We start from the raw sequence: 24641 nt of genomic DNA, 5'->3' as shown, positions 1-24641 counted from the left end.
AAATATATCATTATTATATTATTTAAGCAAATACTTAAATACACTATTGAATAAATTGTTTTTTATAATGTGTAGATAATAAACTTAGGTAATCTAACTTCTAAAGGATTTGTACAGTAAAATAACTTCTGAAACACATTGTAAAACAATGTCCTTCAAGCTCTTCGTTAACTCTAAAAAAATATCTTTCATAATTCTATTGATTTTTGAATGGATAATAATATCGATAGTGCAATGCGTTCAATATTGTTATTATCCAAAATATAGCTGCCTTCATCTTTATTGCTCAAAAAACCCAATTCCAATAGTAATGAGGCGCAATACTCAACAGTTTCCCCAAGTACCTGAAAGTTGGCAAACTTCACACCTCGACTTTCATAAGCAATGGCTTCACAAAGGGCTCGTTCAATTTGATAACCTATAAGAACCGATGCTTTTGAGAATTCCTTTTGTTTTCTTGAAGCATAAACCTCTATACCTCTCGCATCTGGATTATCGGAATGATTGCAATGCAAAGACACAAACAAATCAGCATTCAAGGCTTCGGCCAGCTTTGTTCTGTCTGATAAAGAAATAAGCGTATCACTATACCTGGTCAAATAAATATCCAAAGGCTTATCCATTTCTTTATTCAGCTTTAAAATGGCATTTGCAATGGACAAAACCACATCCTTTTCTTGGATGCCATTTATACCAATTGCACCAGAATCTTTTCCGCCGTGTCCAACGTCAATAACAATTCGTTTTTGAGCATCCGTTTCTTGTCCAAAAATGACACACATTTTTAGAAACAAAATCACAAAACTGACGTTTTTGAGCACTTTTTTCATTTTCAATTTTCGGGTTATCAACAACTTCACTTCAAAAATCCATAGGATTTGATGTCAAATAACAGCAACAGAATTCAATCTATATCAAATAATATTTTATTCACAAATATTTGATTTTCAGTTATTTATATTCAAATATATGTAAATTTCCAATAACGAAAATGAACTAAAAATTTAAACTTTTCCGATATGAAAAAATCACACTATTTAGCATCAATTCTTTCGCTCTTATCCACTTCGCTTTTTGCTCAAATTGGTGGCATTGAAGATTCCGTTAACGATGTAGGCGATACCATCAGGACCATATTTCCAATTTTATTAGGTGTCATCTTCTTGGTAGGCTTCCTTTTTAATGCGGGACACTTCTTTGGCGAAAATGCTGACCTTAAAAAAGGGATTACCAGAGTACTTGTATTTGTTTTGATTGCTGGCGCAGTTGTGGGCATCTTCACATACTTAATAGGAATCGTAGTATAAATGAAACGGTTCGAGGTCTATAAAAACATCAGGAAAAGGGCAGTCATATTTGGGCTGCCAATTTCCCTGTTTGCCTTAATGATGGTTTCCGTTTTGGCTTCGTTGCTCATCATCATCTTCTCTTTCAGCTTTGGGATAATAATAGGTGTATTGGTCTTCAATGCTTCCCTATATGTGGCTTTGACAAGAATAACCCACAATCCGCAACTATTCCAAATGGCTAAGGCTTTTCCAAAAATTATCAGTAACAAAAGAAATTCAGGCTTCGATTATGAACAAGATTAACCTTTCGGCATATCAACCCATCGTAGATATTCAGGACAATATCGTATTTGCCAACAACGGCAATGTTATTCTGTGCTACAAAGGTAATCTACCAGAAATCTATTCCTTATCTGAAAGGGATTTTGAGGATATGCACGGTGCTTGGTTTCAAGCTTTGAAGTCATTGCCTGTCGGAACCGTTGTTCACAAACAAGATATCTACCTGAAGAAATCTTATACTTCAGAACAACTTCCGAATTCCACCTTTTTGGAAAAAGCTACCCACGAGCATTTTAAAGGTCGTGGACATATCGAGCACAGCTGCTATCTGTTCTTCATCTTGACTAAAAATAAGGCGCTCAACAATCCTAAATATGTCAACCCTTTCAGAAAGGTTTCAAAAGGTATCGTACAGGAACTGGATGATAACATAAAGAGCTTCGCAAACTCAGTAAGTGATTCGGTTTCCTTTATCAACAATAGCCGAAAGATGGATTTTGTTTCGCTTAAAGCGGAAGAAATACAACAACTGACTAATTCCTATTTCAACGGCTTTAATGAAGGCTATGATACTGATATTTTACTGGATAAGACAAACGTCAATATTGGCGAAAACCATTTTGATGCCCTTGCCATCAATAGTGAACTGTGCTTTGGCGAAAGTGTACAGAGTAGCAAAACCAATGAGAAATTCACTTCAGACGATTTTGTGTTTCATCAAGGGTTTATTGATGGCATAGGGCTTACGCTTAACGAAAATCATATTGTTAATCAAATTTTGTATTTAGATGACAAACAGAAGTGGCGCAAGCTATTGGATAAGAAAATTGAAGAACTGAACAAAAGTTCAAATTTTGGTTCGCAGAATAAAGTAGTGCTTGGCAAAATCCAGCACATTCTCGACCAAATCAATGCCGATGATAATGCCCGAATTATTCGTGGTCATCTCAATATTGTCTATTGGGCAAAGGAAGCTAAAGAGCTCGATAAAATAACCTCAAAAATCAAAACAGAATTTAAGGAATTGGATATCATCCCGTATTATCCAAGAGGCGAAGAACGTAAGAATTATATCCTAAATAGTTACTGCTGTTTCTCTTCCAATTTCTCAAACAACGATTTATATGTAACCGATTTAAAACACGCGCTCTGTCTGTTTATAAATAACACCAATTACAAAAGTGATAACACCGGAATCATCTTTAATGACCGTGAGCATAACATTCCTGTTTTAAAGGATGTTTGGGATGAAAAGAAGAGACGCATCAAGGCAAGAAACTTCGCCATTTTTGCGCCAACAGGCGAGGGCAAGTCTTTTTTGGCCAATAACATATTGCGCCAATATTTTGAGAACGGCGTTCGCTTGGTCATCATAGACCTCGGTGGATCCTACACCAAATTTGCCAAACTCTATCCTGAAAAATACACCGTGCTTCGCTACGAAAGTGGAAAAAACTTAGGTATCAATCCATTTTATATAAGTGATACTAATGACCTCACACCTGAACGACTGGAAGACCTATCCGTCTTTTTGTTTGAGTTATTTGCTTCGGATTTAAAAGTGACCAAAGCACAATCAGTATCGGTCAAAAAAATACTGCGCCATTATTACGATAGCACTTCAGAAAATCACTCGTTGGATGGTTTTTACAGTTTTATAGAAAGGAATCAGAAAGACCTTCTGGACACCCTAAAAATCCATCCCGACTACTTCAATGTCACGAGCTTTTTGCACGTAATGTCCGAATATGTCGGCGATGGTCTATATAGTTTTCTGTTTGAAGTAAGCGAGGACCAGACTTACAAAATCGAGGACAAACGTTTGATAGTTTTTGAACTGGATGAAGTAAAGGACAACAAGGAAATCCTGTCCGTGATGCTCAAGCTCATTAAGTCCGCAATCCAAAGAACGATTTGGAAAAACAGAGCTGAAAAGGGTATCATCCTATTTGATGAGTTTGCCAAACAACTAAAGTTTGAAAACGTACTGGAAAGTGTAGAATTCTACTATCAAGCCATCCGTAAACAAAATGGTGCGATTGGGATTATTCTGCAATCCATAAATCAGCTTCCGAACAATTCAACTTCTGCGAGTATTCTCGAAAACACGCAAGTCATTTATAGTCTGAACAATGAAAAAGGATATGATGAACTGGTCAAAAGGCTCAACTTATCCAGCCACGACCTTAACCAACTGAAATCAATCAAAAACAATCTTTCCGGTCCACGCAAGTACACCGAAATGTTTATTAAGATAGGTAGAGAAAGCAACATTTTCCGTCTCGAAGTTCCGAAGGAAGTATATGCAGCTTACTTGACCGATGGACAGGAAAATGAAGAAATAATGAAGCTCTACAACGAGCATCACGATATGCAAAAAGCAATAATTCAATTCACATCTAAAACATAATATTATGAAATCGAAGATTCACGAATACCAAAACAGTTTTTTTACAATGAGTAAAACAAAAATTAAAATTTTAGTAATGACTGTAGCCCTGACCTTGTTTATGTCAGGTAATGCTACCGCACAAGGAATGCCCACTTATGACAACACCAATTTTATCAGTTTGGTAAAACAACTTATAGAATCAGGTAAACAGACAGCTCAGATGATTAAGTCTGTAAAATTCCTAAAAGATGCAAAAGAGGCAATAGAGAAAGTATCAAGCGTTGTTGAGCAACTGAGAGCAGTTGAGGAAATTGGACAGAATAATCAGCGTCTTATCAACGTAATGCAAAATGATTTGCAGGATATTTTGAATTCGCCCTACATCAAACCCGATGAAGTTTCAAGGGTTGTGGAATCTTTCGATGCCATAGTTCAAAATTCATTGGACACGGTAGATTTTATCGATGAAGTCCTATCCAGCGATTACCTAAAAATGAGCGATGCCGAACGTGCTGAAATTCTTAAAGCAAAAGAGAAGGAATCCAAACAAATGGTTTCCAACATCACTACAAAAACAAAACGCTATCGTGATATTATTTCCTTCAGAAAAATGCAGGATAAAGTCAATAACCGAGAAACCGAATACTAAAAATGACGGCGACCATTCTCTTAGGAATTGGGCTGGAATATATAGATACCGTTTTCCAGACCATACAGGCCAGCGACTTTTCGCAATATACGATTGCGGGAATGAAAACGCTCGCTGTCCTGTTCTTTCTGGTCAACATTCTCAAAAAATACAATGAAGGCATTGCAGATAAGGATGGTTACACTTGGGGATTGAGTCCAGGCGAACTTGCCAAGAATTTTGCCATTGTCATTTTGGTCATATTCTCGACACAGGTGTTAGGCTTTTTCGATGGAATCTTGGTGGCTATTGAAGGACAATATCGTGGCACAGCACCTGCTTTATTGCCTTTACAGATGCAAGATATTCCCATTGAAGAGGACGTTAGCATAATAGAGGTTGCCCAAGCTGCTATGACACTATTGTATGAAGCCTTGGTCACACCGCTTTACGGATTCAAAATATTTGCATTCATCATTAGCCTGTTCCTCTGGATATTGGATTTGTTCATCTACCCCTTATTCTTGGCAGAACGGTTTTTTCTACTCGGAATAATGCAAACTTTTTTTCCCTTGGTCATTAGCCTTGCAGTCTTTGAAAAGTTCCGTTCGTTAGCTTATACGTTCTTCAAATTATATGCAGCCGTGTATATGCTCGTTCCAGCGTTCTTTTTGGTCAATGTATTTATCAATGCCATTTATACGGAAATCAACACCAATTTTTGGGTCAACCTTTTTGGAACCGATACAGGTCAAGGCTTTTTTGCGCCTGTTGTTCAGTTAGGTTCGGTTGGATTTATCGTTTTCTTGAAATTCAAACTGTATAAACGTGCCACGTCATTCACTCTCAGACTATTTACTGCCTAAGGCAGATTAAAAACAAAAATATGAAAACACCATACAAGAATATTTACAACGTCTTAAAGCTGAATCGATTTATCGTTTTGGCGGTTGTTGTGTGTGCGTTGCTGTCCAGTACATTTTCAGTTTGGATGGTATTCAACACCAATCAAAAAGCGCTCAATAGCGCCTTTGCCATCAATACCGATGGCAGTATCATTCCGCTGAAGCTCGTGACCCAAAAGGAAAATTTTAGGGTTGAAGCTTTAGCACATTTGGATCTGTTCCATAACTACTTCTATAACATCGATGCCAGCAATTACGAACGGAACTTGGAAAAGGCGTTGTGGTTGGGCAATAGTTCCGTGGACAATCTCTACCGCCAGAAAAAAGCCGATGGTGTCTATAACCGATTGTTGCAATATTCATTGGTTCAAAAAGTACTGAGCATCGATTCAAGAATATCTGAAAATGATGGTTCGTATGGTTTTACGACGACTACCATTTTTGAAATCAATAGAGGTTCAATAATCGACACCTACGAGCTGGTTTCTACCGGAAACTTGATTATGGTTGACCGAAACTTTCCCAACAATCCACACGGACTTTTGATTACCAACTATTTCGAAAACACCTTAAAGAAAATATCAGATGAAAACTGAGCCGACCTGCCTACCGTCAGGCAGGTAATCGGCACTTAAAAACTCACTCTTATGAAAGTAGAAAAAAACAAGATTGTATTTGCAGCGGTATTGGCCGTGATTTTCATATTCCTTATTTCCTATTCGGTAATGGTAATGGGCGATGATGAAAGTGAAACGGAAAACCTTAAACAGACATTAGTTCCCGATTTGGAAAAAGACCAAAAAGAGTATGATTCCAAACTGGATGCAATTAACGACTTGAAAAAAGTACGTGAAAACAATGCACCCAGCATCTATGATGAAAAGCTGATTGATTCCTTGGGATTTTACGACCCAGATTTACCAGAACGGGAAAAAGAACGTATCGTAGATAGTATCTATGAAGCTGGCAAAATTCAATATTCCGAAAAGCGATACCAAAATTTGGGACAGAAAAGAACTGCTCGCAAAGTGGTATCAACAATAGATTCTGCTGAAGTAAAGCGGGAACAAAAAATCCAAGCTAAAGAACTGGGCTTGGAACATCAGTTGTTCTTCGCTGCTGCACCGAAACCCAATGAAATTTCAATAATCGGAAATACAGATGAAACTATTTACGTAGTTGTGGATGGCGACCAAGTCGTAAAAGCGAATACCAGATTGCGAATGCGCCTGACCAAAGCTGCTACCATCAATGGTAAGCTGATGCTCAAGAATACACCTGTGTTTGGATTTATCAGCTTTCAGCCTAATCGGGCTTTAATTGAAATTGAAAACATAAAGCACCATCCCACAAAACTCAAAGCTTTTGATTTGTCTGATGGTAGTGAAGGCATCTACGTAGAGAACAATTTTCGGGCAGAAGCCACCACCGAAGTCTTGGACGATATTATTGGCGATATCAACATACCCACAGTACCGCAAGTAGGTGGTGTTACAAAAGTGTTAAGGCGAAGCAACCGAAACGTGAAAGTTACGGTATTGAACAATTACAGATTAATTCTAAAACCTAAATTATGAGAACATTTATCCTAATATTGGCGGTGTTGATTTCCGCTTCCGCGAAAGCACAACAGCAACCCATACCACTCGACACTATTTATGCAAACGATACCAAAAACGTTGCGCTATTTTTTCCTGAGCCAATCCGTCAAGGCATAACTGGTTCAGACAATTTTGTTTTTACATACAACCGTGAAAAAGAACAGTATTTTGGGCTTCTTCAAGCAACACCTGGGAAGGAAAGTAATTTGCTGGTAGTCAATAGAAATGGTTCAATTTTTTCGTATATTGTAAGGTATAAAAAACAGCTTTCTAAGCTCAATTATTTCATTCCGCTATCCAATAGTATCGGTAATGAAAAACCGTTTGTAAAGGATTCGGTTCTTGTTGAATCTTCTGAAGAACTTGTAGATAACAGCACCTATTATTACCAGAAATTCTGCTCATATCTTCTCAATAGAAAACAGCGCATAGCGCGAATCAAGAAACGAAACGAAGGTATTATCTTGACCGTAGAGAACATTGTTTTTGATAAGGATGAACTCTATTTCGTTATCGAGATTGAAAATAATTCTACGTTGGATTACGATTTGAATTTCTTGAACCTGTCTATTGAAACGAGACAAAAAGGGAAAAGAAAATCATTGCAACGACTGTATCAAGAACCGATATATAAACATAGTCTGCCGTCCAAGATTAAGGAAAATGAAATGGCTCGATTTGTTTATGTGTTGCCCAAATTTTCATTATCCGATGACCGTAGGGCAATTTTGGAATTGAATGAAAAAGATGGCGAACGGAACATAGAAATGAAACTATCGCATAGATATATCAATAACCCAAATTAATACTGTTATGAAAAGATTAGTCATTTGCTCGCTTGTATTGTTGTTCCTTTCTTGTTCAGAAAGCACAACAAAATCCCCTTCTGAAACTGCCAAAGTTGTTGCGTCAAGCTTTTTCTCAAAAGATGAATCAGCTTTAAAAAAGCATACCACTTCTGAAGGCTATGCCAGTTTGATTACCTTACAGAATATGATGCCAGATTCTGATAAAGATATCAAGGTAGAAATTTTAGACGAAGCTGTTGATGGCGAAATTGCCTGGGTAAAATACAGCACGACCTATGATGGAAAAACAGGCATTTTTAAACTGACTAAGGAAAACGGTCAATGGAAAGTGACCAGTAAAGGTCCGAGGGAAAAAGGGCCTTTTTAAAAGATTTTTCTTAATTTTTATCGAGATTGATTTCCCAATAACCTCGTGTATCGCCTTGACGCGTTAAAAAGCCTTTATTTTTGATAGCTGTAATATGCTTACCAACAGCAGATTCATTAATACCCAAAGCTTCAGCTATTTCATTATAGGTTATGGAAGGATTAGCCGCAATAAGTTTAAGAACTTCTTTTTGTCTTTTAGTTAGAGCTTCAGTCGCATCAATTACACCACCTATTACACCACCTATTACACCACCTTTTTGACCACCCATTAGACCACCTATTTGACCACCTATTTGACCACCTTCTTCAACAGCAGTTTCTTTAGCGTTAAAAGTCATTCTAAGGAAGTTATCTGAAAAGCCAAAACTCTCTTTGCCATAGTGTTCCAAAATACGAGGGATGCCAGAACCCAATTGTTCCACGAGTTCCAAATCCTTAAAAATCCGCATCAGTTCTTTGTTACGTGGAACTGAAAAGCCCTCGAAAAATTCCTGTTTGCTCAATCCTTCCGGAAGACCGCCTGCCGATGTGATTTCAATTCTATCAGCAAAGATTTCAAACTTTGGGGTAATCTCATTGGTATAATCATTATGTACAAAGGCATTGATGATGGCCTCGCGCAATGCGATGGGATTCCAAAGGCTGGCTTGTTGTCTTTCTTTGGCCGTTATTTTTGTGTTGGTTCGGTTCTCTACGGCAATTTTATCAATGACTTGTTTTGTCGCTTTTACTAAGCATTCGTGACCATATTCGTTGCTTTCTATCAAGTCTGTTCGGGTTTTGCCCGAATACTTGGCTACTTTAATTGAAGTGTTATTCTTATCTGCCAAGAGATAGCCGGCATAATTGAATGCGCCGTTTTCGGTCAATAGTTCCAAGTTCTTTGCAAAAGCTTTACCAAGGGTATGACCCGATTCCTCGTAGTAGATTTTCAACTGGCTAAAGCTTAAATCTTGACGACCCGCTTTAATTTTGCTGATGGAATTTCGGGTGCGCTTGGCAAAGAGCTCGTCAATCATTTTTTGTGGCATCGGTTCAGCTGCTGAACCTAAGCGAATAAAACAACCCTTTTCACTCATCCCATATTTTTTGAGATGATAGGGTTTTTCAGGACCGCTCGCCACAATAACTTTCAGGATGTTTTTACCATCTCGTTCCTCACTCACAATATCAAACAAACCCAAAGCTGAAGGACGGATATTGTTCTTCAATCTATCCTTAATCTTCAATTGGTCGCCATCCGCATCAGCCAGACCGTAAGTGTTCCCTTCCTTATCAATACCGATATAGATAATGCCGCCTTCACGATAGTTCAAAAAAGCAATGACCTCTTTTTCAAGTCCATCGGACAGTTCTCGTTTGTATTCTATGCGGTTTGTTTCGGTCATTATTTAATTAAAATCGGACAGTAAAGATAATGATATTAAATTGTGGGAATAGATATAAACGGTTACAATAAGATTACAGTTATACCGAATGCAGGAAAATGTTTGTTAAAACTAAACTGCTTTGAAATGTTAAAATCCTGAATATGTTAATTACCTTTGGTGGTTGTAAAAACTATATTTTATGGATAAAGGCGCAAAATTTTATAGATGTGATTTTCAAGTACACAGTCCAAGAGATATTAATTGGACAGGTGTTCGTTTTGGTGTAAACGCTGAACAAATAGCAAATTTATCAGAAGCTGAAAAGCAACAAATCGACGAGAATCGCGAACAATTTTGCAAGGAATACTTAGATAAAATCAGTAGTGCTGGAATCAATGCTATCGCAATGACTGACCATCACGATGTGGTCTTCGTCCAGCATTTGAGAAAAGTCGCCAAAGAGCAGAACGAAATACACGAATTAATGGGCGAACCAGAAAAAATTGTAACAGTATTTCCGGGTATTGAACTTAGTCTTTCCAATCCAGCCAGTCAGGTCATAATTATTTTTGATGCTGATTTCGAAGATGCACGTCTTAATTCTGTTCTCAATTTTCTCGGTATTCAGGCTACAGACAAATATGATAAACAGACAGTTCAAACTCAAAGAATTTCTCAAGAAGTCATCAGCAACCTTTCCCAGCTTCACAAAATCTTGGATGAAGTAAATTATTGTAAAGGTAGGTATATCGTTCTTCCAAATGTTGGTAAAGGTGGTCAGCATTCAATCATACGCCAAGGTTTCCAAGAGCATTATATTAAAATGCCCTGTGTTGGCGGTTATGTCGATAAAGAAATATCGTCTGAATCTGGATATCAAAATAAAATTAATGGTGGTGATGTAAATTATGGTAATAAAAGTATAGGTCTTGTATCCACATCTGATAATAGGTATGAAGATGGACGTGAGTTTGGAAAATATTCTACTTGGGTAAAATGGGCAGAACCTACTGCAGAGGCAATTAGACAGGCGTGTTTAGCCAAGGAATCCAGAATATCCCAAGCCGAACCAGAAATGCCACAAATATTTATTGAAGCAATCGATGTTACAAACTCAAAATTTTTGGGAAGTTTTAATATTAGATTCAATCGTCAATATAATGCATTTATAGGTGGAAGAGGAACGGGCAAGTCAACCATATTGGAATACATCAGATGGGGACTATGCGACCAAACCGTAAAAATTGGCAACTACCAAGAGCTGGATATCATTCAGAATCGTCGAGATACTCTGATAAAGAAAACCTTAACCGCTGTTAGCGGTGAGGTAAGAATAACAATGGTCAAAAATGATGTACGGCATATCGTTAAAAGAAATTCTTCAAGCAGGGAAATACTTTTGAAGATTGGGGATGGGGAATTTCAAAAAGTTAGTGAAGAGGATATCCGTAAGGTACTGCCCATCCAATCATACAGTCAGAAACAACTAAGTGATGTAGGTGTTAAGACTGAAGAACTTAAACGATTCATAGAGCAACCTATAAAAAGCAGCTTAGAGCGTATCTCATATAAGTTAGATGAAACAAATCTTAAATTAAAAAATGCTTATAACCAACTGGTGCGCAAGAAAAAGGTACAGAACGAGATTGCCAATTTTAATATTGAAGGTAGTTCTATTAAAGGACAGGTTAAGGGTATTCGTGAATCCTTAAAAGGTATTTCGGAAGACGACCAAAAAACGATTGATAAAAAATCAAAATTTGAGTTAGAAAAGACAATTATAGAAAATACTGAATCTGAACTGACCCTTTTTGATTCCAAAACAGATGAACTTCTTGAACTATTGAAGTTGTACCCAGAACCTATTGAGCCTTTCCTTGAAGATGTCGAAAACAAGGAATTAATAGCTAAACTTGATACCGAAATCAATTCAAAATTCAAGAACATCAACGATGCTGTTCAAAAATTAAAGGATGTCTTTAGTGAAAGTGGATTGAAGGCATACAATGAAATTATTGAAGAATGGGAAAAAAAGGAAGCCGCATTCAATTCTGAATATGAGGCAGCCAAGGGCAAATCTCAATCAAGTCAAGAGCAATTATCAAACATAAAAAAGCTGGAAGACCGTCTGGCTGAAATCAATAGTTTAGTTGCCGAAAGAAAATCTGTTATTAAAAAGCTTGGAAATCCTGAAGTTGATTATAACATCCATAATGAAGAATGGAAAAACTTACACATTGAAAAAGTCGGTGTCTTGAACGACCAAGCAACAAATTTTACGGATTTGTCAAACAACCTTATAAAAGCAATAGTCACTAAGAACATCAATCTTGCAAATTTCAAAGAAAAATTTCGTTCTATTCTTGAAGGAACAAGAATTAGGGAAGAACGAATAGATGCATTGTTGGAAAATATTCGCAGTAAAGCAGACCCTATTACCCAATTTATAGCTGTTTCAGAAGAACTACGACTATTGGCTGAATTCAAGCTGGATGAAGATAATCCAGAAGATTTACCTGCAACACCAATTTTGGATTCAGCAGGATTTTCTGAAGACCATAAGCTAAAAATTCAATCCAAAATTTCTACTGATGATTGGTTGCAATTAACAGCAACGGAATTGGAATTCAATCCAGAATTCTTTTATACAACAAATAATGAGCTTGGGGACGAAATTCCTTTTCGAGATGCATCTGCTGGACAACAAGCTACTGCACTTCTTACAGTTCTACTTAATCAACCAGGAATACCTTTATTGATAGACCAGCCAGAGGATGACATTGATAACCGAGCGATTGATGCAATAATCAAAAACATTTGGAATGCTAAAAAGAAAAGACAGTTGATTTTCACAAGCCATAACGCCAACTTAGTTGTAAATGGTGACGCTGAATTAGTAATATGCTGTGATTATAAAGATGCAAGCTCGCAAACCAGAGGTGTTATAAAAGCTGAAGGCGCAATTGATAGGAAAAAAATAAAAAACGAAATTACTTCAGTAATGGAAGGTGGTGAAAAGGCATTTAGACTTAGAAAGGATAAATACGGCTTTTAATTTAACTAAATATAGACTTCGCCTCATCATAAACCCGCTCAAAATTAGCCGCTAAATCCGCCTGAGAAAATTGCTTGGATTCTTCAGGAAGCTGCCGCTGAATTCTTGACAATTTAAACTGCACTTTCTTATCCTTACCATCAGCATAGGTTATAAATTCGCCCTGTTTTAATCGAAAGAAAACGTCTGCTCTAATTTTCGGGATTTCTTTTTCGCCCGTTGTGATTCGCGTATCAAAATCGAGATTATGGCCTCGGCTGATGCTTTTGGTTGGGTCTTTGATGATTTCAAAAAAGCGCTCATAGTATTTGGCGGTGTCTGGGTCGTTGACTTTGCCAAAGAACTGGTAGGATAGGTTGCTCAAAATCGCTTTGCTTGCCTTGTCGCCGTACATCATATCGTTCTGAATCTTATCCTGCATTACGTAAATGGTGGCAATATCATAACTTCTAAGTGTTGCCGGAATTCGGTGCATATTCAACAGGCGAATCGTTGGTGCTTCTTCCATCAACAGGAATGACGGTTTGGAATTTCTTACACTCATTTGTTTAGTAATGGTGTGAATGATTGTGGCAATTACTGGCGAATAGGATGTTTCATATTTAGGGTTGTTCACTACAGAAATGATTGCAGGATTTTCCTCGCTATTGATATTCAATGGCACTTCATCTGCGGATAGTGCCATAAAAATCCGCTGTGTACTAATTCGTTTTAGCGCATTTGCCAGAGTACTTTTAACACCAGCTGTCTGTCTATCTGAATCCTTACCGCTAATAAATGCATCTGCCATTGCTCTCGATGTGGTGTTGGTTTCCAGAAATTGGATAAGGCTATCGGTATCGAGTATTTGATAAATGGCTATCAAATGTGGAAGCGTACAGTAGTTGGGATAGTCGGTTTTCAGTTTCCAAATCAATCCACCTATCAAGCCTTCAGCGGCATCGTTAAAGAATTTTGTTGTTCCAGTAGTCCCGCTTTCCCTTTGTTCCAAAAGGTTTTCAATCAGCACCCTTGAAACCTCATTTACGCTTTCCTCATTCTCTAAATAGCGTGGCGCAATAGGATTTACCCTATGGATGATTTTATCAAAGGAAATGACCTTAAACGGAATATCGCTATCCTTGAAAAGCGGATACGCCATTTCGGTTAATTCAAAATCCTTGTAGTCGTGAATGATTCCACAAAAGCGCTCTTTCCAGAAATGTTTTAAAAATCCATATACTACACTTTCGGTCTTTCCACTTCCGGCAGAACCGATGATGGATGCGCCCCTTTTGATATTATCTAATTTGAAATTTCCTTTGGTTGTTACAAAATTGACTCGGTACTTGCTATCGCCATTCTGTACGGTTTCAGTTTTATGCAGAAAGACATACAACCCTATATTAATTAGCATTAGCGGGCAGACCAGATACAGCAATATCGATACTAATTCGTTCACTTGGGTTAAATAGATAACCAAGCAAGAAAGCATTGTGAAATTCAAGAATAGTGCGTACTTGCTCACTCGAAACATTGCATAGGAAATGATACTGGCCACAGCAATAATTGAAAGTATCGTTATGAGATTGTCTATTTCCATACCCTAAATTCCTATTGAACTTGATTTGATTGCCACTTCTGCACCACGTCTTAACCGCTTGAAAACCCGAAGTGCAATTTGTGCTTGACTAACTGGAATACTTGGCACTATCGGTAATCCTGATTTGGTAATCATTTTAAACGCTAATGCTTTTTCGTTCGCTGGTAATTTCATCAAGGCGGCGAAATACAAGTTGGGGTTTTTTATAAAATCCTTTCTTGCTTTGTAGGTCTCGGCAAAGTTGCGTTTGTAGCCAAAAGTTTTGTCGAACGTTTTTTCTGCTTTCGCGAAAAAGGCATCTCTATCAAAACCACGCTTTACCTTTTTGCCGTGCATTTCAACTTCGGAAGCTTTGTGTTTACTTCCTGGGGAAAGACTGACCGAATTGGAAGCATCCTTTCTGCTCACGATGATATGGATATGGCTTTGGTTTCCATCCTTTTTCATTCCCTGGACAATCCGTTTGTCATTTTGCTGGTGTGGTGCTTGGCGTTCCAATTTGGCAATTTCCTTTTCCATCCTTTTAATATTCCCTTCAGCTCGCCCTTCTTGAATGTTTCTGATTTCGGTTTTCAGCTGAAGAATTTTTGTAGCAAAAGGTTGGTTTTCTTTAATCTGAAAATCTGTTCCCTTGAATGTTCTTTGGTGTTCAATTTTCGCATAATATTTTATGTCATCGATGGTTATAGGTCGCCCGTTTATTTCCCGATTGAAACCGGCAACATAATCTTTCATCAGCTCACGGGTGTAGGTTTTTAAATCTTGACTATTGTTCTGAAGTTTTCGCAATTCATATTTTGAAGGACTAACCGTAATCGAATAAAACTTGGGTTCTTTCTTTTTTAATTTTGCGGTGTTTCCATCAATTTCTTTGACCACTTCTTCAGCGGAAATCTCATCGCCATAGTGGTTAAAAAAGTGTTCCATATCCCGCTGTTCCAAACCTTGATTTTCCTTTTCCAAATAGCCCACAAAATCAGCTGAACTTTGTGAATAATTGTTGCCTAATTTTTGAGGTGTGATTGTGATATACATAGCTCAAAAAATTAAAGTTGATTACTTGTGTTTTGCTTTTCTCGAAAACGGACTTCCTTCTTTTCTTCCGCATATTTCTTTTCTACAATCAGCGGTTTTTTGGTTGGCTCTTCGGTCTCAAAAAGGGACTGAATCATAGCCACCGTAGGTTTGGTTTGTGTCTTTTCTACATCTCGCATTATGGCAATAACCGCATTGATTCTTTTGAGTAATTTAGCTTCGATGGTTCGCCCTGTTGGTCCTAATTTTTCCTTTGGCGATATTTCGTTGTAGAAGAAAAAATCGAGCATCGTGGACATCGCCTCGGTGTGCGATTTGAAGTATGTGCGTGAGAAAGTTTGGAAACGTTTTGCGGTTTCCTTTTTAAATCTAATTCCAGTAAATGAGTCCATATTTCGCCGATTTGTCGCAAAATCTTCCCTAAAAATGGGCGTTTCCAGCCCGTTTGTCGCAAATCGTTGATTGTCAAGAATTTAAAACATATTCAAATCGCTGGTTATCAGCAATTTGAAAACGAAAAGGAATCCGAAACATCGCGCAGCGTGTTACCCTCTTGCTATTCCTTTTCGTCACGCGCAAGCGTGACAAAAATCCATACAATCCGGCTAAAAAGCCGATTGCCATTTTCAGGGAAAATGATTTTCCGATATGTTATTTTCCGATGTGTACGGTTATCGGCGAAAGTCGAAAAGTGGATAACCTTACGTAAAATTGAATGCTGAATTTCAGCGAAATAAAGATACGTTTTTTTCTTGACTATATATTAATTGCATAGAAAAACACCTCTAAAAATTCAGAGGTGTTCTGATTTAAAAATTGCCAAAATTATATATTGAAAACGTATGTATAGGAATATAAATTCCGAAGAGCTTCTTCCTCAATCATCGTTTCAAAACAACCATAATTTTCTTTTACGTATTTGCGAATGCTATCCCCAAATTTTCGTTTCACATCTTCTTTGGAAGTTTCCAAAAGTCGGTTTTGAGCTTCTTCGCTCAAGTCTGTAAAATTGAGATATACCATAGCTTTAGATTTTACAAAATTCCGTTATCAGAAAAACTATAATAATCCCCATCTGGTGCAAATATCAAATGGTCAAGAATGGTAATGTCGAATAGTTTGGATGCCTTTTTAATCTTGTTCGTTAACCTTTTATCTGCATCGCTTGGTTCTAATTTTCCACTTGGGTGGTTGTGCGTTAAAATTATAGCTACCGATAAGGATTTTAAAATGACGGCAAACAAAATTCGTAGGTCTATCAATGTACCTGTAATTCCACCTTGCGAAAGTTGATATACACCTTTCACTTTATTGCTGTTGTTCAACAGAACAACTTTGAAGGTTTCTTGTATGCCGATTGTATCTTTATCCCAATCCTCAAAGAGCAGTTCTGCCGCATCTTGTGAATTACTTATTTTCTGCCACATTGATGATTTTAACCCGCCTTTGTAGCTAATCTTTATTTCGTTAACTTGTGCTTTCATTGTGCATATATTTAAATGTGTGAATAATGAAAAGAGGGCGCAACTTTCGAGAGGAACGCCCTCTTTGTTTTTGAAGATTACTTGTCGTCTTTGCTTCCAAGTAACAGGATTTCATCGGCTACAACTTCTGTAACGTAGCGTTGGTTGCCATCATCGGTGGTGTAAGTTCGGGTCTTTAGTTTCCCTGTAATTCCAACCTCTTTGCCTTTTTCGACAAACTTTTCCACAATTTCGGCAGTCTTGCCCCAAGCCACTACGGTGTGCCAGTTGGTGTCCGTTTGCTTTTCGCCTTTGCTGTCTTTGTAATACTCGTTTGTAGCGAGTGAGAAGCGGGCTACTTTCTTACCGCTTTCAAGGTTCGTGATTGTTGGCTCTTGTCCAACGTTTCCAATTAACTGTACGTGATTTCTAATAGTACTCATAATAAAATATTTAAGTGATTTATATTTACCCTATTGATTTAAAACAGATTAAATTTTAAGGGGTGTTTGTTCTTTTCTTTCGTGCACCGCACAATGGATAGAGTGGGTTTTGTCAAGACTTTTTGGGAATAAATCAGGTGTGTTTGCGACGTAGTAAATTCCTTGGAATTTCAAGGAAGTAGAAACCTTATTTTTCACTAAAACTTGTACAGTCTTGACAAGTTCCATAAGGGCATTAGCAATTCTTTTAAACGCAGTTGCGTTTGAGCGTACCGACAGTTAAGCGAGATAAGTAGCTGTGGTTAAATTAGAATTGGTTATGTCGTGCCTGTTTTTCGACGCCCCGAAAAACAAGAAAGGCTTTATCCATTATAAACCCCTTAAAATGTGTAAGACAGCGGTTTGGTTTTTAAGGATTTTCGAGTGAGGGCTCAAGAAGACCGTGCCGAAAATCCTGTCAAGAAAATCAAGGCGATGGCTTTCCGATTAGAAAAGCGGACTTAATTCACGATTTTGGCTCAGGAATGTAGTGTTCCTTCCCAGTCCCGAAGTTTCGGGACGGGAAGGGTTAGCGGAATGGAAAGCTGAAATTGGGGATTGTGTCCAAGAGATATGTAGTGAAGCTCTTTCCCGAAGTGAAGTGGTTGCCTGCTTTTTCAGCAGGCGAGCGTGGAATGTAGGGGAATGTGCTGAGGGGTATTTTAGCTAAGATTTATTTATTCAGGGAATAGTGGTGCTGCTTTTTCTAATAATTCTTTTGGTGTTCTCGTGAGATTTAGCTTTTCAACTTTATTGTCCACAAAGAAGGAAAAAGGCTTATACGATGACTTTAACATTGCAATACCTTCCTCTTCAGAACGAGGTTGCGGTTTTGCCTTTGACAACTCAAATCTTAGGTAATCTTCCTGATACTCCAATAGGATATCCCATAAATTCATTTTTTTTGATTGAAGAGCTTCTTTATTGAACATTAGTGTATCAATATCTATGATAACCAAATCTTGGACTCTGGAAATATCTAAACCATTTTCTTCCAATTTGACAAGTTCATCCCGAAACCAACCGTTGAGAATGGCATTTGCTCCTGCTGTGTTAAACATTCGATAATGTACAACCAATATCGGCCTGATAATACCTTTTTTCGAAGGAAACTGTGAGTCATAATCTGCTTTACCTTTGAGTAAAATTTCAATATTTGTTGCCAATTGTCGAACTGCTTTAGGTTTTCCCTTCTCGTTCTCAAACAACTTTAGCCTGAGCTCGGCTTCAAGTACTGTATAATCAGGACTTGTTTTTGATTCTTTAGATATTAATATATCCTTAGACTCAAATAGCATTGCTCGTTTACCATTTCTGATATAATAGTCTGGCGCTCCATCCATCAATTCATCAAGTTCCTTTCCTGATTTTTGAAAATATCGTTTTCCGAATATTTCTCTTAATAATGTATCGAGTGCGTATTGCTCACTATATTCGTATGTTTTAAGGCCATATAAACCTTTAACTTTTTGGTCATTTGGCAACTCATCGTTGATTAGCTTCAACCTAAAATATAGTCCATTGTATATCATTTCTATTACAAATAATGGCGATATAATACGGTATTTTAATTCTTCAATCTTGTACAGAGGCCTACTTCTTAAAGTCACAAAATCCAGCTCTGCAGCTATATCATCTGGGGATAGAATATGCTTGTCTATAAAATCTTCGTGGACAGGGTCTTCGAGATGTATCTCTGTATGAGTTTCCTTATCCTTCATTAAAACTGAATAAGTGATACCTAAAAGGCGACGTAGGTATTCATTGTAATTCTCAACGCCATAATATTTGTAAAAGGCATTTAACAACGGCCCGCATTGCTCAATACCAGAAAGAAATTCAAAATACGACACCGCACGCAGAAACTGGCAGGTAAATACTTTATCGGTTCTAAAGTTTATTAATTCATAATTGTGAAATTGCAACATTAGGATTGCTTGAGCAGCAGTAAACTGTAAGCCTGATTCTTCATCGGCTTTTTTTTGTTCGATTCCCCTATCGGTAAATGAGACCTGATTAAGGTGCAGGTAAGCTCTAAATATGTCACGCTCCATTTCCTCGTTGGTCTTTTCTGTTTCAACATCCTCGGAAATATTGTCAAAGATATATTCAAAGAACAGAAGGCTACTACCTACATACGGAATTTCGTAATCAGATATATCATAGTCTGCTTCTGCTACGTAGCTCAAGAGATTCTGGTATGCTTCATTGGCAAAATTCTGATTACCTTGCGAGAAGAACATATTCATAAAGGCGATTACATCACTATATTTTGATTTTTCTGTATCAAATCCAAGAAAGTGAGAACCTGTTTTCAATAAGGTATCACGACTTATTCCACTCAAATATTCATCAATAGATTTTCGATTCTCTTTTGGAAAGCAAGCTTCAAATGTAACACCAAGTTTAATTTTCATATTTCGTATTTAATCAAACAGTCAATATACTATTTATTTACAGAATCAGATATTGAGAAAAAGAGCCAGCACGAATGCCGACCCTTCTTCAAACAACAAAAGCTAATCGTTGAGTTCCTCAATTTGCTTTTCAAGAACAGTAAGGCGCTCTTTCAAACGTGCTTCACGCTTGTTCCTTTTGTCGGCATATTCCTTTTCTATGCTAACAATCTTGGATTTGTAATATCCCTGCATTGCGTTGTAAAATGAAATGTTCGTCAGATTATTGACGTGATTGCTTTCGCCAAAATGCACTTGCTTTGTGAGCATATACCGTATCAACTTATGGAAGATTTCCTTTTTGAACTTCTTCTTGAAATTCTCTACCATTTCAACTTTGGTCATCTTTGAAGTTTCCCCTAAGAATTTTGAGAAATACTTTTGTTGACTCATATAGTCCACATTGTTCTCAAATAGCGATATTGAGAATGCGACCATTTCATCTTTTGAAAGTGTCTTCTTCGTATCAATGTATTTGGTCTCACGAATCATCTGCACAACTTCTTCAAACTGCTTGTTGTTCTCTATTTGCTTCTTACGGATTTCCCTTTCGTTGATTTTTACGATTTGTTCTTCAGGCGTACAATCTGCCATTTTTCTGTTGGTCAATGGTGCAGAATATTCCGTAGAATCATTTTTGGATTTTTCAACAATCTTAACAAAGATTTCCTTGTGCTGGAATGAATCTGGATGAAACATAATGCCATTCTTATATGCATCTTCTTTTGCTGAATTAAATTTTTCCAATGCTTCTTTATAATCCTGCATAGCTTCATCGAATTCTGCCTTTAATTCATCTTCAGAATAATCATAATGCTGATACTCTTTCTGAATAGCTTCGATTGTTGGCTCAATCGGATTCTCTAAAATTTCAACATCATCCAGTAAATAGACTTTCAATCCGTTCTTTTCCAATTGCGATATAATGAGCTGATTGTTTTCGTCATCTACCCAATACTGTCGTATTTCAGGAATTAATAAGATGTTCTCTTTCTTGGATTTCTCAATCAGGTTCAAGAACGATTTATTTTTCTTCGTTTCAAAACAGGCTGCTTTCGTGCAGACCATTTTACCATCGCCGAACAGATTGCCTTGATTTGCCGCGTTGAAAGGACATTCAACGCAAGACCCAGCTTTCGGAACCAATTTTTTGTCGGCCACATCAAAAGATGCTTTTTCCAAGTCATAGGTCTGGTCTTTAATCATCCTGTTTATCTGATGTGCACTAAAATCCTCGCCCATTGTTTCCAACATCATTAGCTGTTCTTCAGGTTCAAAGAGCGCAACACCGACACCCAATGATATGGTCATTTCGCCATTACGGACAAAGTTCTTAAAACCATCAATCAATCCAACCAGTTTAAGTCGTTGTCTGATAAAGTTATCCGTTCTACCCAACCGCTTTGCGATTTCAGATGCTGAATACTTTTCGCTTAGGTAAGCAATCGCCTCGGCTTCTTCGGTAGGCTCGACATCCTGTCTTTGCAAATTCTCGATAATCTGAACTTCCAGAATATCATTGTTCTCATAAGTCCTAACGATACTGGGTATAGTCTTTTTCCCTGCTAATTTACTTGCACGATATCGGCGTTCGCCCATCACGATGATGTAATGGCCATTTAGTTGCCTGACGGTAATCGGTTGCAACACACCGTGCTTTTCGATACTCTCAGAAAGCTGCTTTAACGCATCCTCGTTAAAGGTCTTTCTCGGCTGTTCAAGGTCAGGCTTGATTTTACCCAATGGTAAGTTCTGAATTTGAAGTGCGGATGATTTCTTTCCGTTTACTTCTTTCTTGACAGTAGATTTCGCTCTACTGCGCTTCTTTGTGGTACTCGCTTTTGTTGTCATAATACTCAAATTTTTGATTAAACAATATTTGAGCAGAAACCAAACGGAAGATAAAATCTTGGCTCAAAAGGAAACGGAATAAATGAGTAGGGGAAGAAGCGTTGGCTTTATGCCGTAGTCTTTTGATGGAAGTATTTTACGAGTTTACCTTGCGTGTATATTGTATGATAATAAACCCCTCTTACGAAGTACAGAGGTTGAGATAACCTAAAATTTATTAATCCTCAATACAGAAAATAGTATTTGGCATCAAATGAAAGGATATAGTATTAAAGCCAATTTGGTTCTGAAAAAAGACAAAATGTTGTACCTATGTTGTACCTGAGCATAAAAAAAGCCGAGATTTTCATCTCAGCTTTTTTCGTACCGAAGGCGGGAATCGAACCCGCACGCCTTGTGAGCAATGGATTTTGAATCCATCGTGTCTACCAATTCCACCACTTCGGCATATTTTATTGCGCCTTTCGAAATTTGGATTTTGAATCCAGCGCGTCTACCAGTTCCGCCACTCGAGCATTAAAATTTTAAACGGACTGCAAAGCTAAAAAATAATTTCATTTCAAAAACCAAAATTCACACAATTATCCTTTAGCAACCCAGATTAATTTTTAAATTTGCACCTCCTTAAAAGAAATAGGCTTTAAAAAGCTCAACATTAATTATTTATAATGTCCTATCAAGTTCCAGAACCAAAGATTTTTGCCTGTACGCAGAGTACCGCTTTAGGAGAAAAAATTGCTGCTTCTTATGGTGCCAAACTTGGTAAGGTGATTTTTTCAAGATATAGCGATGGGGAGTTTCAGCCTTCTTATGAGGAATCTATTCGTGGTGCTAGAATTTTCATTATTGGATCTACAAATCCCAGTTCTGAAAATTTAATGGAAATGCTGTTGATGATTGATGCTGCCAAACGTGCTTCAGCAAGACACATTACTGCTGTTATGCCATACTTTGGTTGGGCAAGACAAGATAGAAAAGACAAACCTAGAGTGCCTATTGCTGCCAAGTTGATTGCCAAAATGTTAGAGTCAGCTGGTGCAACAAGAATTATAACAATGGATTTACATGCAGATCAAATCCAAGGGTTTTTCGAAAAACCAGTTGATCATTTATTTGCATCCACACTCTTTCTTCCTTATCTAAAAAAATTAGGTTTGGACAACCTTTGTGTAGCTTCTCCAGATATGGGCGGTTCTAAAAGAGCATATGCTTACTCGAAAGCCTTGGAAAGCGATGTGGTTATCTGTTACAAACAACGTGCAAAGGCCAATGTTATATCACATATGGAACTGATTGGTGATGTAGAAGGGAAAAATGTAGTTCTAGTAGATGATATGGTCGATACTGCTGGCACATTAACAAAGGCAGCCGATCTTATGATGGAAAGAGGTGCTTTAAGTGTTAGGGCAATTACTACGCATGGCTTACTTTCGGGTAATGCGTATGAAAAAATAGAAAATTCGAAATTGAAGGAATTAATCATAACAGATTCAATTCCAATAGAAATAAAAAGTGATAAAGTAAAGGTATTGAGTTGTGCGGACCTCTTTGCAGATGTAATGCATAGGGTACACCATAATACCTCGATATCGTCAAAGTTTTTAATGTAGCTCCGGCTATGCTTTGCTACCATGGTTGTAAAATAAATTAGGTTGCAGGGTTAAAAAGAATTATTAATTTTTAATATTTATAATGAAGTCAATTACTATCAAAGGATCCCAAAGAGAAAGCGTGGGCAAGGTTTCTACCAAAGCCTTACGTAATGCTGGAAAGGTCCCTTGCGTACTGTACGGAGGGGAAAAACCATTACACTTTTCAGCTGATGAACTGTCGTTCAAAAAATTAGTGTACACCCCTAACGCATATACAGCTGTAATTGAGTTGGAAGGTGGCGAAACGTTTAAAGCCGTTTTACAAGATATTCAGTTTCACCCGGTAACGGACAAAATCTTGCATATTGATTTTTATCAATTGTTTGCAGATAAGGCCGTTACTATGAGAATCCCTGTTCGTTTAGAAGGTAATTCTCCAGGGGTAAGAAACGGTGGTCGTTTATTATTTAGAAAAAGAAAACTTTCTATTAAGGCCTTACCAGATTTATTACCTGATTTTATCACTATTGACATTTCCAAACTTAAAATTGGAGGCACAATAGCTGTTGAAACATTATTAAGCGACGATTACACTATTCTTCACCCAGACAGTACTGCTGTCGTTCAAGTTAAAGCATCTCGTAATGTTGTTGAAGACGAGGAGGATGAAGAAGAAGGAGAAGGAGAAGAGGGTGCAGAAGGTGCAGCTGAAGGTGGTGATGCCCCAGCTGAAGCTACTGCAGCTGAAGGTGGCGCTGAGTAATATAAATCTATAACATAAAAGCATCCCTAATTGAGTTCTAAAACTTGATTTTGGATGCTTTTGTATTTTTGGACAAATACCAAAAGAATGCTAAAGTGGTTAAAATCCATTTTTAAACCAGAAAATCTAATTCTGAGTGAAACTGATTTCATGAAAAAGTTTTTAGTTGTTGGATTAGGGAATATTGGCGATAAGTATAAAAATACACGTCATAATATTGGCTTCAAAATTTTAGATGCACTAGCAGAAAGTGAAAAATTTGTATTTAATGATGCCAAATTAGGTGCGATTTCAACCTTTAAATACAAAGGTAAAAGTGTACTTTGCCTTAAACCATCCACCTATATGAACTTGAGTGGCAAAGCGATCAAATATTGGATGGACAAAGAAAAAATCCCTTTAGAAAATATTCTTGTAATTACGGATGATATTAATCTACCTTTCGGCACTTTACGGCTAAAAACAAAAGGTAGTGATGGTGGCCACAACGGATTAAAAGACACCCAGAATACGCTGCAAACCACAAAATACAACCGTTTTAGGTTTGGAGTAGGTGCCGATTTTGGAAAAGGGAGACAAGTGGATTACGTTCTTGGCGAGTGGGATGATGAGGAAACAAAAAACTTGACAGAACGGCTTGATAAATCCTGTGAGCTAATTAAATCTTTTATCTTTAATGGGGTCCAGAATACCATGAACAAGTATAATGGTACTTAG

At 37.4% G+C, this 24641-nt stretch carries 24 protein-coding genes and 1 tRNA gene; 14 read left to right on the top strand and 11 right to left on the bottom strand.

Features of this window, described 5'->3' with window-relative positions; translation table 11 throughout:
* Positions 1–188 precede the first annotated feature (188 nt).
* A complete protein-coding gene (locus AACP56_RS08855) occupies positions 189–830 on the bottom strand; it encodes an N-acetylmuramoyl-L-alanine amidase family protein (protein ID WP_133642533.1) in 642 nt (213 codons plus the stop codon).
* 189 nt (positions 831–1019) lie between these two features.
* On the opposite strand from AACP56_RS08855, the gene AACP56_RS08850 reads away from it, so the two are divergent.
* The 9 genes from AACP56_RS08850 (at position 1020) to AACP56_RS08810 (ending at position 8273) form a co-directional block, all read left to right on the top strand.
* Entirely contained in the window at positions 1020–1307 is a 288-nt protein-coding gene (locus AACP56_RS08850; protein WP_008610937.1) for a hypothetical protein, read from the top strand.
* Positions 1308–1592, top strand: a complete 285-nt coding sequence (locus tag AACP56_RS08845; protein ID WP_133642534.1) for a hypothetical protein — start codon at positions 1308–1310, stop codon at positions 1590–1592.
* On the top strand, positions 1579–3981 hold the full coding sequence (locus AACP56_RS08840) for a TraG family conjugative transposon ATPase (protein WP_133642535.1): 2403 nt from the start codon (positions 1579–1581) through the stop codon (positions 3979–3981). Before AACP56_RS08845 ends, AACP56_RS08840 begins: the two co-directional genes overlap by 14 nt.
* A gap of 76 nt (positions 3982–4057) precedes the next feature.
* The gene (locus AACP56_RS08835; protein ID WP_445227710.1) at positions 4058–4612 is read left to right on the top strand and encodes a conjugal transfer protein; all 555 of its coding nucleotides are present in this window, start codon (positions 4058–4060) and stop codon (positions 4610–4612) included.
* A 2-nt stretch (positions 4613–4614) separates the two neighbouring features.
* Complete coding sequence (locus AACP56_RS08830) at positions 4615–5457, top strand: hypothetical protein (RefSeq protein WP_133642537.1); 843 nt, start codon at positions 4615–4617, stop codon at positions 5455–5457.
* Between the two features lie 20 nt (positions 5458–5477).
* Complete coding sequence (locus tag AACP56_RS08825; protein ID WP_133642538.1) at positions 5478–6092, top strand: conjugal transfer protein TraK; 615 nt, start codon at positions 5478–5480, stop codon at positions 6090–6092.
* Positions 6093–6143: 51 nt separating this feature from the next.
* A complete protein-coding gene (gene traM / locus AACP56_RS08820; RefSeq protein ID WP_133642539.1) occupies positions 6144–7073 on the top strand; it encodes a conjugative transposon protein TraM in 930 nt (309 codons plus the stop codon).
* Positions 7070–7903, top strand: a complete 834-nt coding sequence (locus AACP56_RS08815; RefSeq protein ID WP_133642540.1) for a DUF4138 domain-containing protein — start codon at positions 7070–7072, stop codon at positions 7901–7903. The genes traM and AACP56_RS08815 overlap by 4 nt, the downstream gene beginning before the upstream one ends.
* 7 nt (positions 7904–7910) lie before the next feature.
* The gene (locus AACP56_RS08810) at positions 7911–8273 is read left to right on the top strand and encodes a hypothetical protein (protein WP_133642541.1); all 363 of its coding nucleotides are present in this window, start codon (positions 7911–7913) and stop codon (positions 8271–8273) included.
* Between the two features lie 10 nt (positions 8274–8283).
* Here the strand turns inward: AACP56_RS08810 and AACP56_RS08805 are convergent, their stop codons facing one another.
* Positions 8284–9663: an RNA-binding domain-containing protein gene (locus AACP56_RS08805; RefSeq protein WP_133642542.1), complete on the bottom strand. Its 1380-nt coding sequence runs from the start codon at positions 9661–9663 to the stop codon at positions 8284–8286.
* A gap of 181 nt (positions 9664–9844) precedes the next feature.
* Between AACP56_RS08805 and AACP56_RS08800 the strand changes: the two genes are divergently transcribed.
* Positions 9845–12700 (top strand): TrlF family AAA-like ATPase, encoded by a 2856-nt coding sequence (locus AACP56_RS08800; RefSeq protein WP_133642543.1) that lies wholly within the window; start codon positions 9845–9847, stop codon positions 12698–12700.
* Position 12701: 1 nt separating this feature from the next.
* On the opposite strand, the gene AACP56_RS08795 is transcribed toward AACP56_RS08800, so the two are convergent.
* The 6 genes from AACP56_RS08795 to AACP56_RS08770 form a co-directional block, all read right to left on the bottom strand.
* The gene (locus tag AACP56_RS08795) at positions 12702–14282 is read right to left on the bottom strand and encodes a type IV secretory system conjugative DNA transfer family protein (RefSeq protein ID WP_133642544.1); all 1581 of its coding nucleotides are present in this window, start codon (positions 14280–14282) and stop codon (positions 12702–12704) included.
* A 3-nt stretch (positions 14283–14285) separates the two neighbouring features.
* Positions 14286–15317, bottom strand: a complete 1032-nt coding sequence (mobB, locus tag AACP56_RS08790) for a MobB family relaxase (RefSeq protein WP_133642545.1) — start codon at positions 15315–15317, stop codon at positions 14286–14288.
* Positions 15318–15328: 11 nt separating this feature from the next.
* A complete protein-coding gene (locus tag AACP56_RS08785; protein ID WP_062054296.1) occupies positions 15329–15709 on the bottom strand; it encodes a BfmA/BtgA family mobilization protein in 381 nt (126 codons plus the stop codon).
* A 433-nt stretch (positions 15710–16142) separates the two neighbouring features.
* Positions 16143–16340, bottom strand: a complete 198-nt coding sequence (locus tag AACP56_RS08780; protein ID WP_072316413.1) for a hypothetical protein — start codon at positions 16338–16340, stop codon at positions 16143–16145.
* A gap of 11 nt (positions 16341–16351) precedes the next feature.
* The gene (locus AACP56_RS08775; protein ID WP_133642546.1) at positions 16352–16801 is read right to left on the bottom strand and encodes a JAB domain-containing protein; all 450 of its coding nucleotides are present in this window, start codon (positions 16799–16801) and stop codon (positions 16352–16354) included.
* Positions 16802–16878: 77 nt separating this feature from the next.
* Positions 16879–17223 (bottom strand): single-stranded DNA-binding protein, encoded by a 345-nt coding sequence (locus AACP56_RS08770; protein WP_133642547.1) that lies wholly within the window; start codon positions 17221–17223, stop codon positions 16879–16881.
* Positions 17224–17752: 529 nt separating this feature from the next.
* On the opposite strand from AACP56_RS08770, the gene AACP56_RS08765 reads away from it, so the two are divergent.
* Positions 17753–17932 carry a hypothetical protein gene (locus AACP56_RS08765; protein WP_339339891.1) on the top strand — a complete coding sequence of 60 codons (180 nt, stop codon included), beginning with the start codon at positions 17753–17755 and terminating at the stop codon, positions 17930–17932.
* Between the two features lie 7 nt (positions 17933–17939).
* Here the strand turns inward: AACP56_RS08765 and AACP56_RS08760 are convergent, their stop codons facing one another.
* The 3 genes from AACP56_RS08760 to AACP56_RS08750 all read right to left on the bottom strand — a co-directional run bounded on the left by AACP56_RS08760 (position 17940) and on the right by AACP56_RS08750 (position 22016).
* Positions 17940–19679, bottom strand: a complete 1740-nt coding sequence (locus tag AACP56_RS08760) for a hypothetical protein (protein WP_133642548.1) — start codon at positions 19677–19679, stop codon at positions 17940–17942.
* A gap of 102 nt (positions 19680–19781) precedes the next feature.
* The gene (locus AACP56_RS08755) at positions 19782–21569 is read right to left on the bottom strand and encodes a ParB/RepB/Spo0J family partition protein (protein WP_339338177.1); all 1788 of its coding nucleotides are present in this window, start codon (positions 21567–21569) and stop codon (positions 19782–19784) included.
* A gap of 364 nt (positions 21570–21933) precedes the next feature.
* A tRNA-Leu gene (locus tag AACP56_RS08750) sits at positions 21934–22016 on the bottom strand.
* Between the two features lie 221 nt (positions 22017–22237).
* Between AACP56_RS08750 and AACP56_RS08745 the strand changes: the two genes are divergently transcribed.
* The 3 genes from AACP56_RS08745 (at position 22238) to pth (ending at position 24641) form a co-directional block, all read left to right on the top strand.
* Positions 22238–23179: a ribose-phosphate pyrophosphokinase gene (locus tag AACP56_RS08745; protein ID WP_339338179.1), complete on the top strand. Its 942-nt coding sequence runs from the start codon at positions 22238–22240 to the stop codon at positions 23177–23179.
* An 82-nt stretch (positions 23180–23261) separates the two neighbouring features.
* Positions 23262–23924, top strand: coding sequence for a 50S ribosomal protein L25/general stress protein Ctc (locus tag AACP56_RS08740; RefSeq protein WP_339338181.1), 663 nt, complete (start codon positions 23262–23264; stop codon positions 23922–23924).
* A gap of 87 nt (positions 23925–24011) precedes the next feature.
* Entirely contained in the window at positions 24012–24641 is a 630-nt protein-coding gene (gene pth, locus AACP56_RS08735; protein ID WP_339338183.1) for an aminoacyl-tRNA hydrolase, read from the top strand.

The organism is Croceitalea sp. MTPC6 (genome assembly GCF_036985525.1).
Classification (GTDB): domain Bacteria; phylum Bacteroidota; class Bacteroidia; order Flavobacteriales; family Flavobacteriaceae; genus Croceitalea.
This window is presented reverse-complemented; position numbering and strand designations above follow the sequence as displayed.

Coding starts and splice junctions, on each gene's coding strand:
- AACP56_RS08855 (WP_133642533.1), bottom strand. CDS start 830: ATGAAAAAAGTGCTCAAAAACGTCAGTTTTGTGATTTTGTTTCTAAAA.
- AACP56_RS08850 (WP_008610937.1), top strand. CDS start 1,020: ATGAAAAAATCACACTATTTAGCATCAATTCTTTCGCTCTTATCCACT.
- AACP56_RS08845 (WP_133642534.1), top strand. CDS start 1,308: ATGAAACGGTTCGAGGTCTATAAAAACATCAGGAAAAGGGCAGTCATA.
- AACP56_RS08840 (WP_133642535.1), top strand. CDS start 1,579: ATGAACAAGATTAACCTTTCGGCATATCAACCCATCGTAGATATTCAG.
- AACP56_RS08835 (WP_445227710.1), top strand. CDS start 4,058: ATGACTGTAGCCCTGACCTTGTTTATGTCAGGTAATGCTACCGCACAA.
- AACP56_RS08830 (WP_133642537.1), top strand. CDS start 4,615: ATGACGGCGACCATTCTCTTAGGAATTGGGCTGGAATATATAGATACC.
- AACP56_RS08825 (WP_133642538.1), top strand. CDS start 5,478: ATGAAAACACCATACAAGAATATTTACAACGTCTTAAAGCTGAATCGA.
- traM (WP_133642539.1), top strand. CDS start 6,144: ATGAAAGTAGAAAAAAACAAGATTGTATTTGCAGCGGTATTGGCCGTG.
- AACP56_RS08815 (WP_133642540.1), top strand. CDS start 7,070: ATGAGAACATTTATCCTAATATTGGCGGTGTTGATTTCCGCTTCCGCG.
- AACP56_RS08810 (WP_133642541.1), top strand. CDS start 7,911: ATGAAAAGATTAGTCATTTGCTCGCTTGTATTGTTGTTCCTTTCTTGT.
- AACP56_RS08805 (WP_133642542.1), bottom strand. CDS start 9,663: ATGACCGAAACAAACCGCATAGAATACAAACGAGAACTGTCCGATGGA.
- AACP56_RS08800 (WP_133642543.1), top strand. CDS start 9,845: ATGGATAAAGGCGCAAAATTTTATAGATGTGATTTTCAAGTACACAGT.
- AACP56_RS08795 (WP_133642544.1), bottom strand. CDS start 14,282: ATGGAAATAGACAATCTCATAACGATACTTTCAATTATTGCTGTGGCC.
- mobB (WP_133642545.1), bottom strand. CDS start 15,317: ATGTATATCACAATCACACCTCAAAAATTAGGCAACAATTATTCACAA.
- AACP56_RS08785 (WP_062054296.1), bottom strand. CDS start 15,709: ATGGACTCATTTACTGGAATTAGATTTAAAAAGGAAACCGCAAAACGT.
- AACP56_RS08780 (WP_072316413.1), bottom strand. CDS start 16,340: ATGGTATATCTCAATTTTACAGACTTGAGCGAAGAAGCTCAAAACCGA.
- AACP56_RS08775 (WP_133642546.1), bottom strand. CDS start 16,801: ATGAAAGCACAAGTTAACGAAATAAAGATTAGCTACAAAGGCGGGTTA.
- AACP56_RS08770 (WP_133642547.1), bottom strand. CDS start 17,223: ATGAGTACTATTAGAAATCACGTACAGTTAATTGGAAACGTTGGACAA.
- AACP56_RS08760 (WP_133642548.1), bottom strand. CDS start 19,679: ATGAAAATTAAACTTGGTGTTACATTTGAAGCTTGCTTTCCAAAAGAG.
- AACP56_RS08755 (WP_339338177.1), bottom strand. CDS start 21,569: ATGACAACAAAAGCGAGTACCACAAAGAAGCGCAGTAGAGCGAAATCT.
- AACP56_RS08745 (WP_339338179.1), top strand. CDS start 22,238: ATGTCCTATCAAGTTCCAGAACCAAAGATTTTTGCCTGTACGCAGAGT.
- AACP56_RS08740 (WP_339338181.1), top strand. CDS start 23,262: ATGAAGTCAATTACTATCAAAGGATCCCAAAGAGAAAGCGTGGGCAAG.
- pth (WP_339338183.1), top strand. CDS start 24,012: ATGCTAAAGTGGTTAAAATCCATTTTTAAACCAGAAAATCTAATTCTG.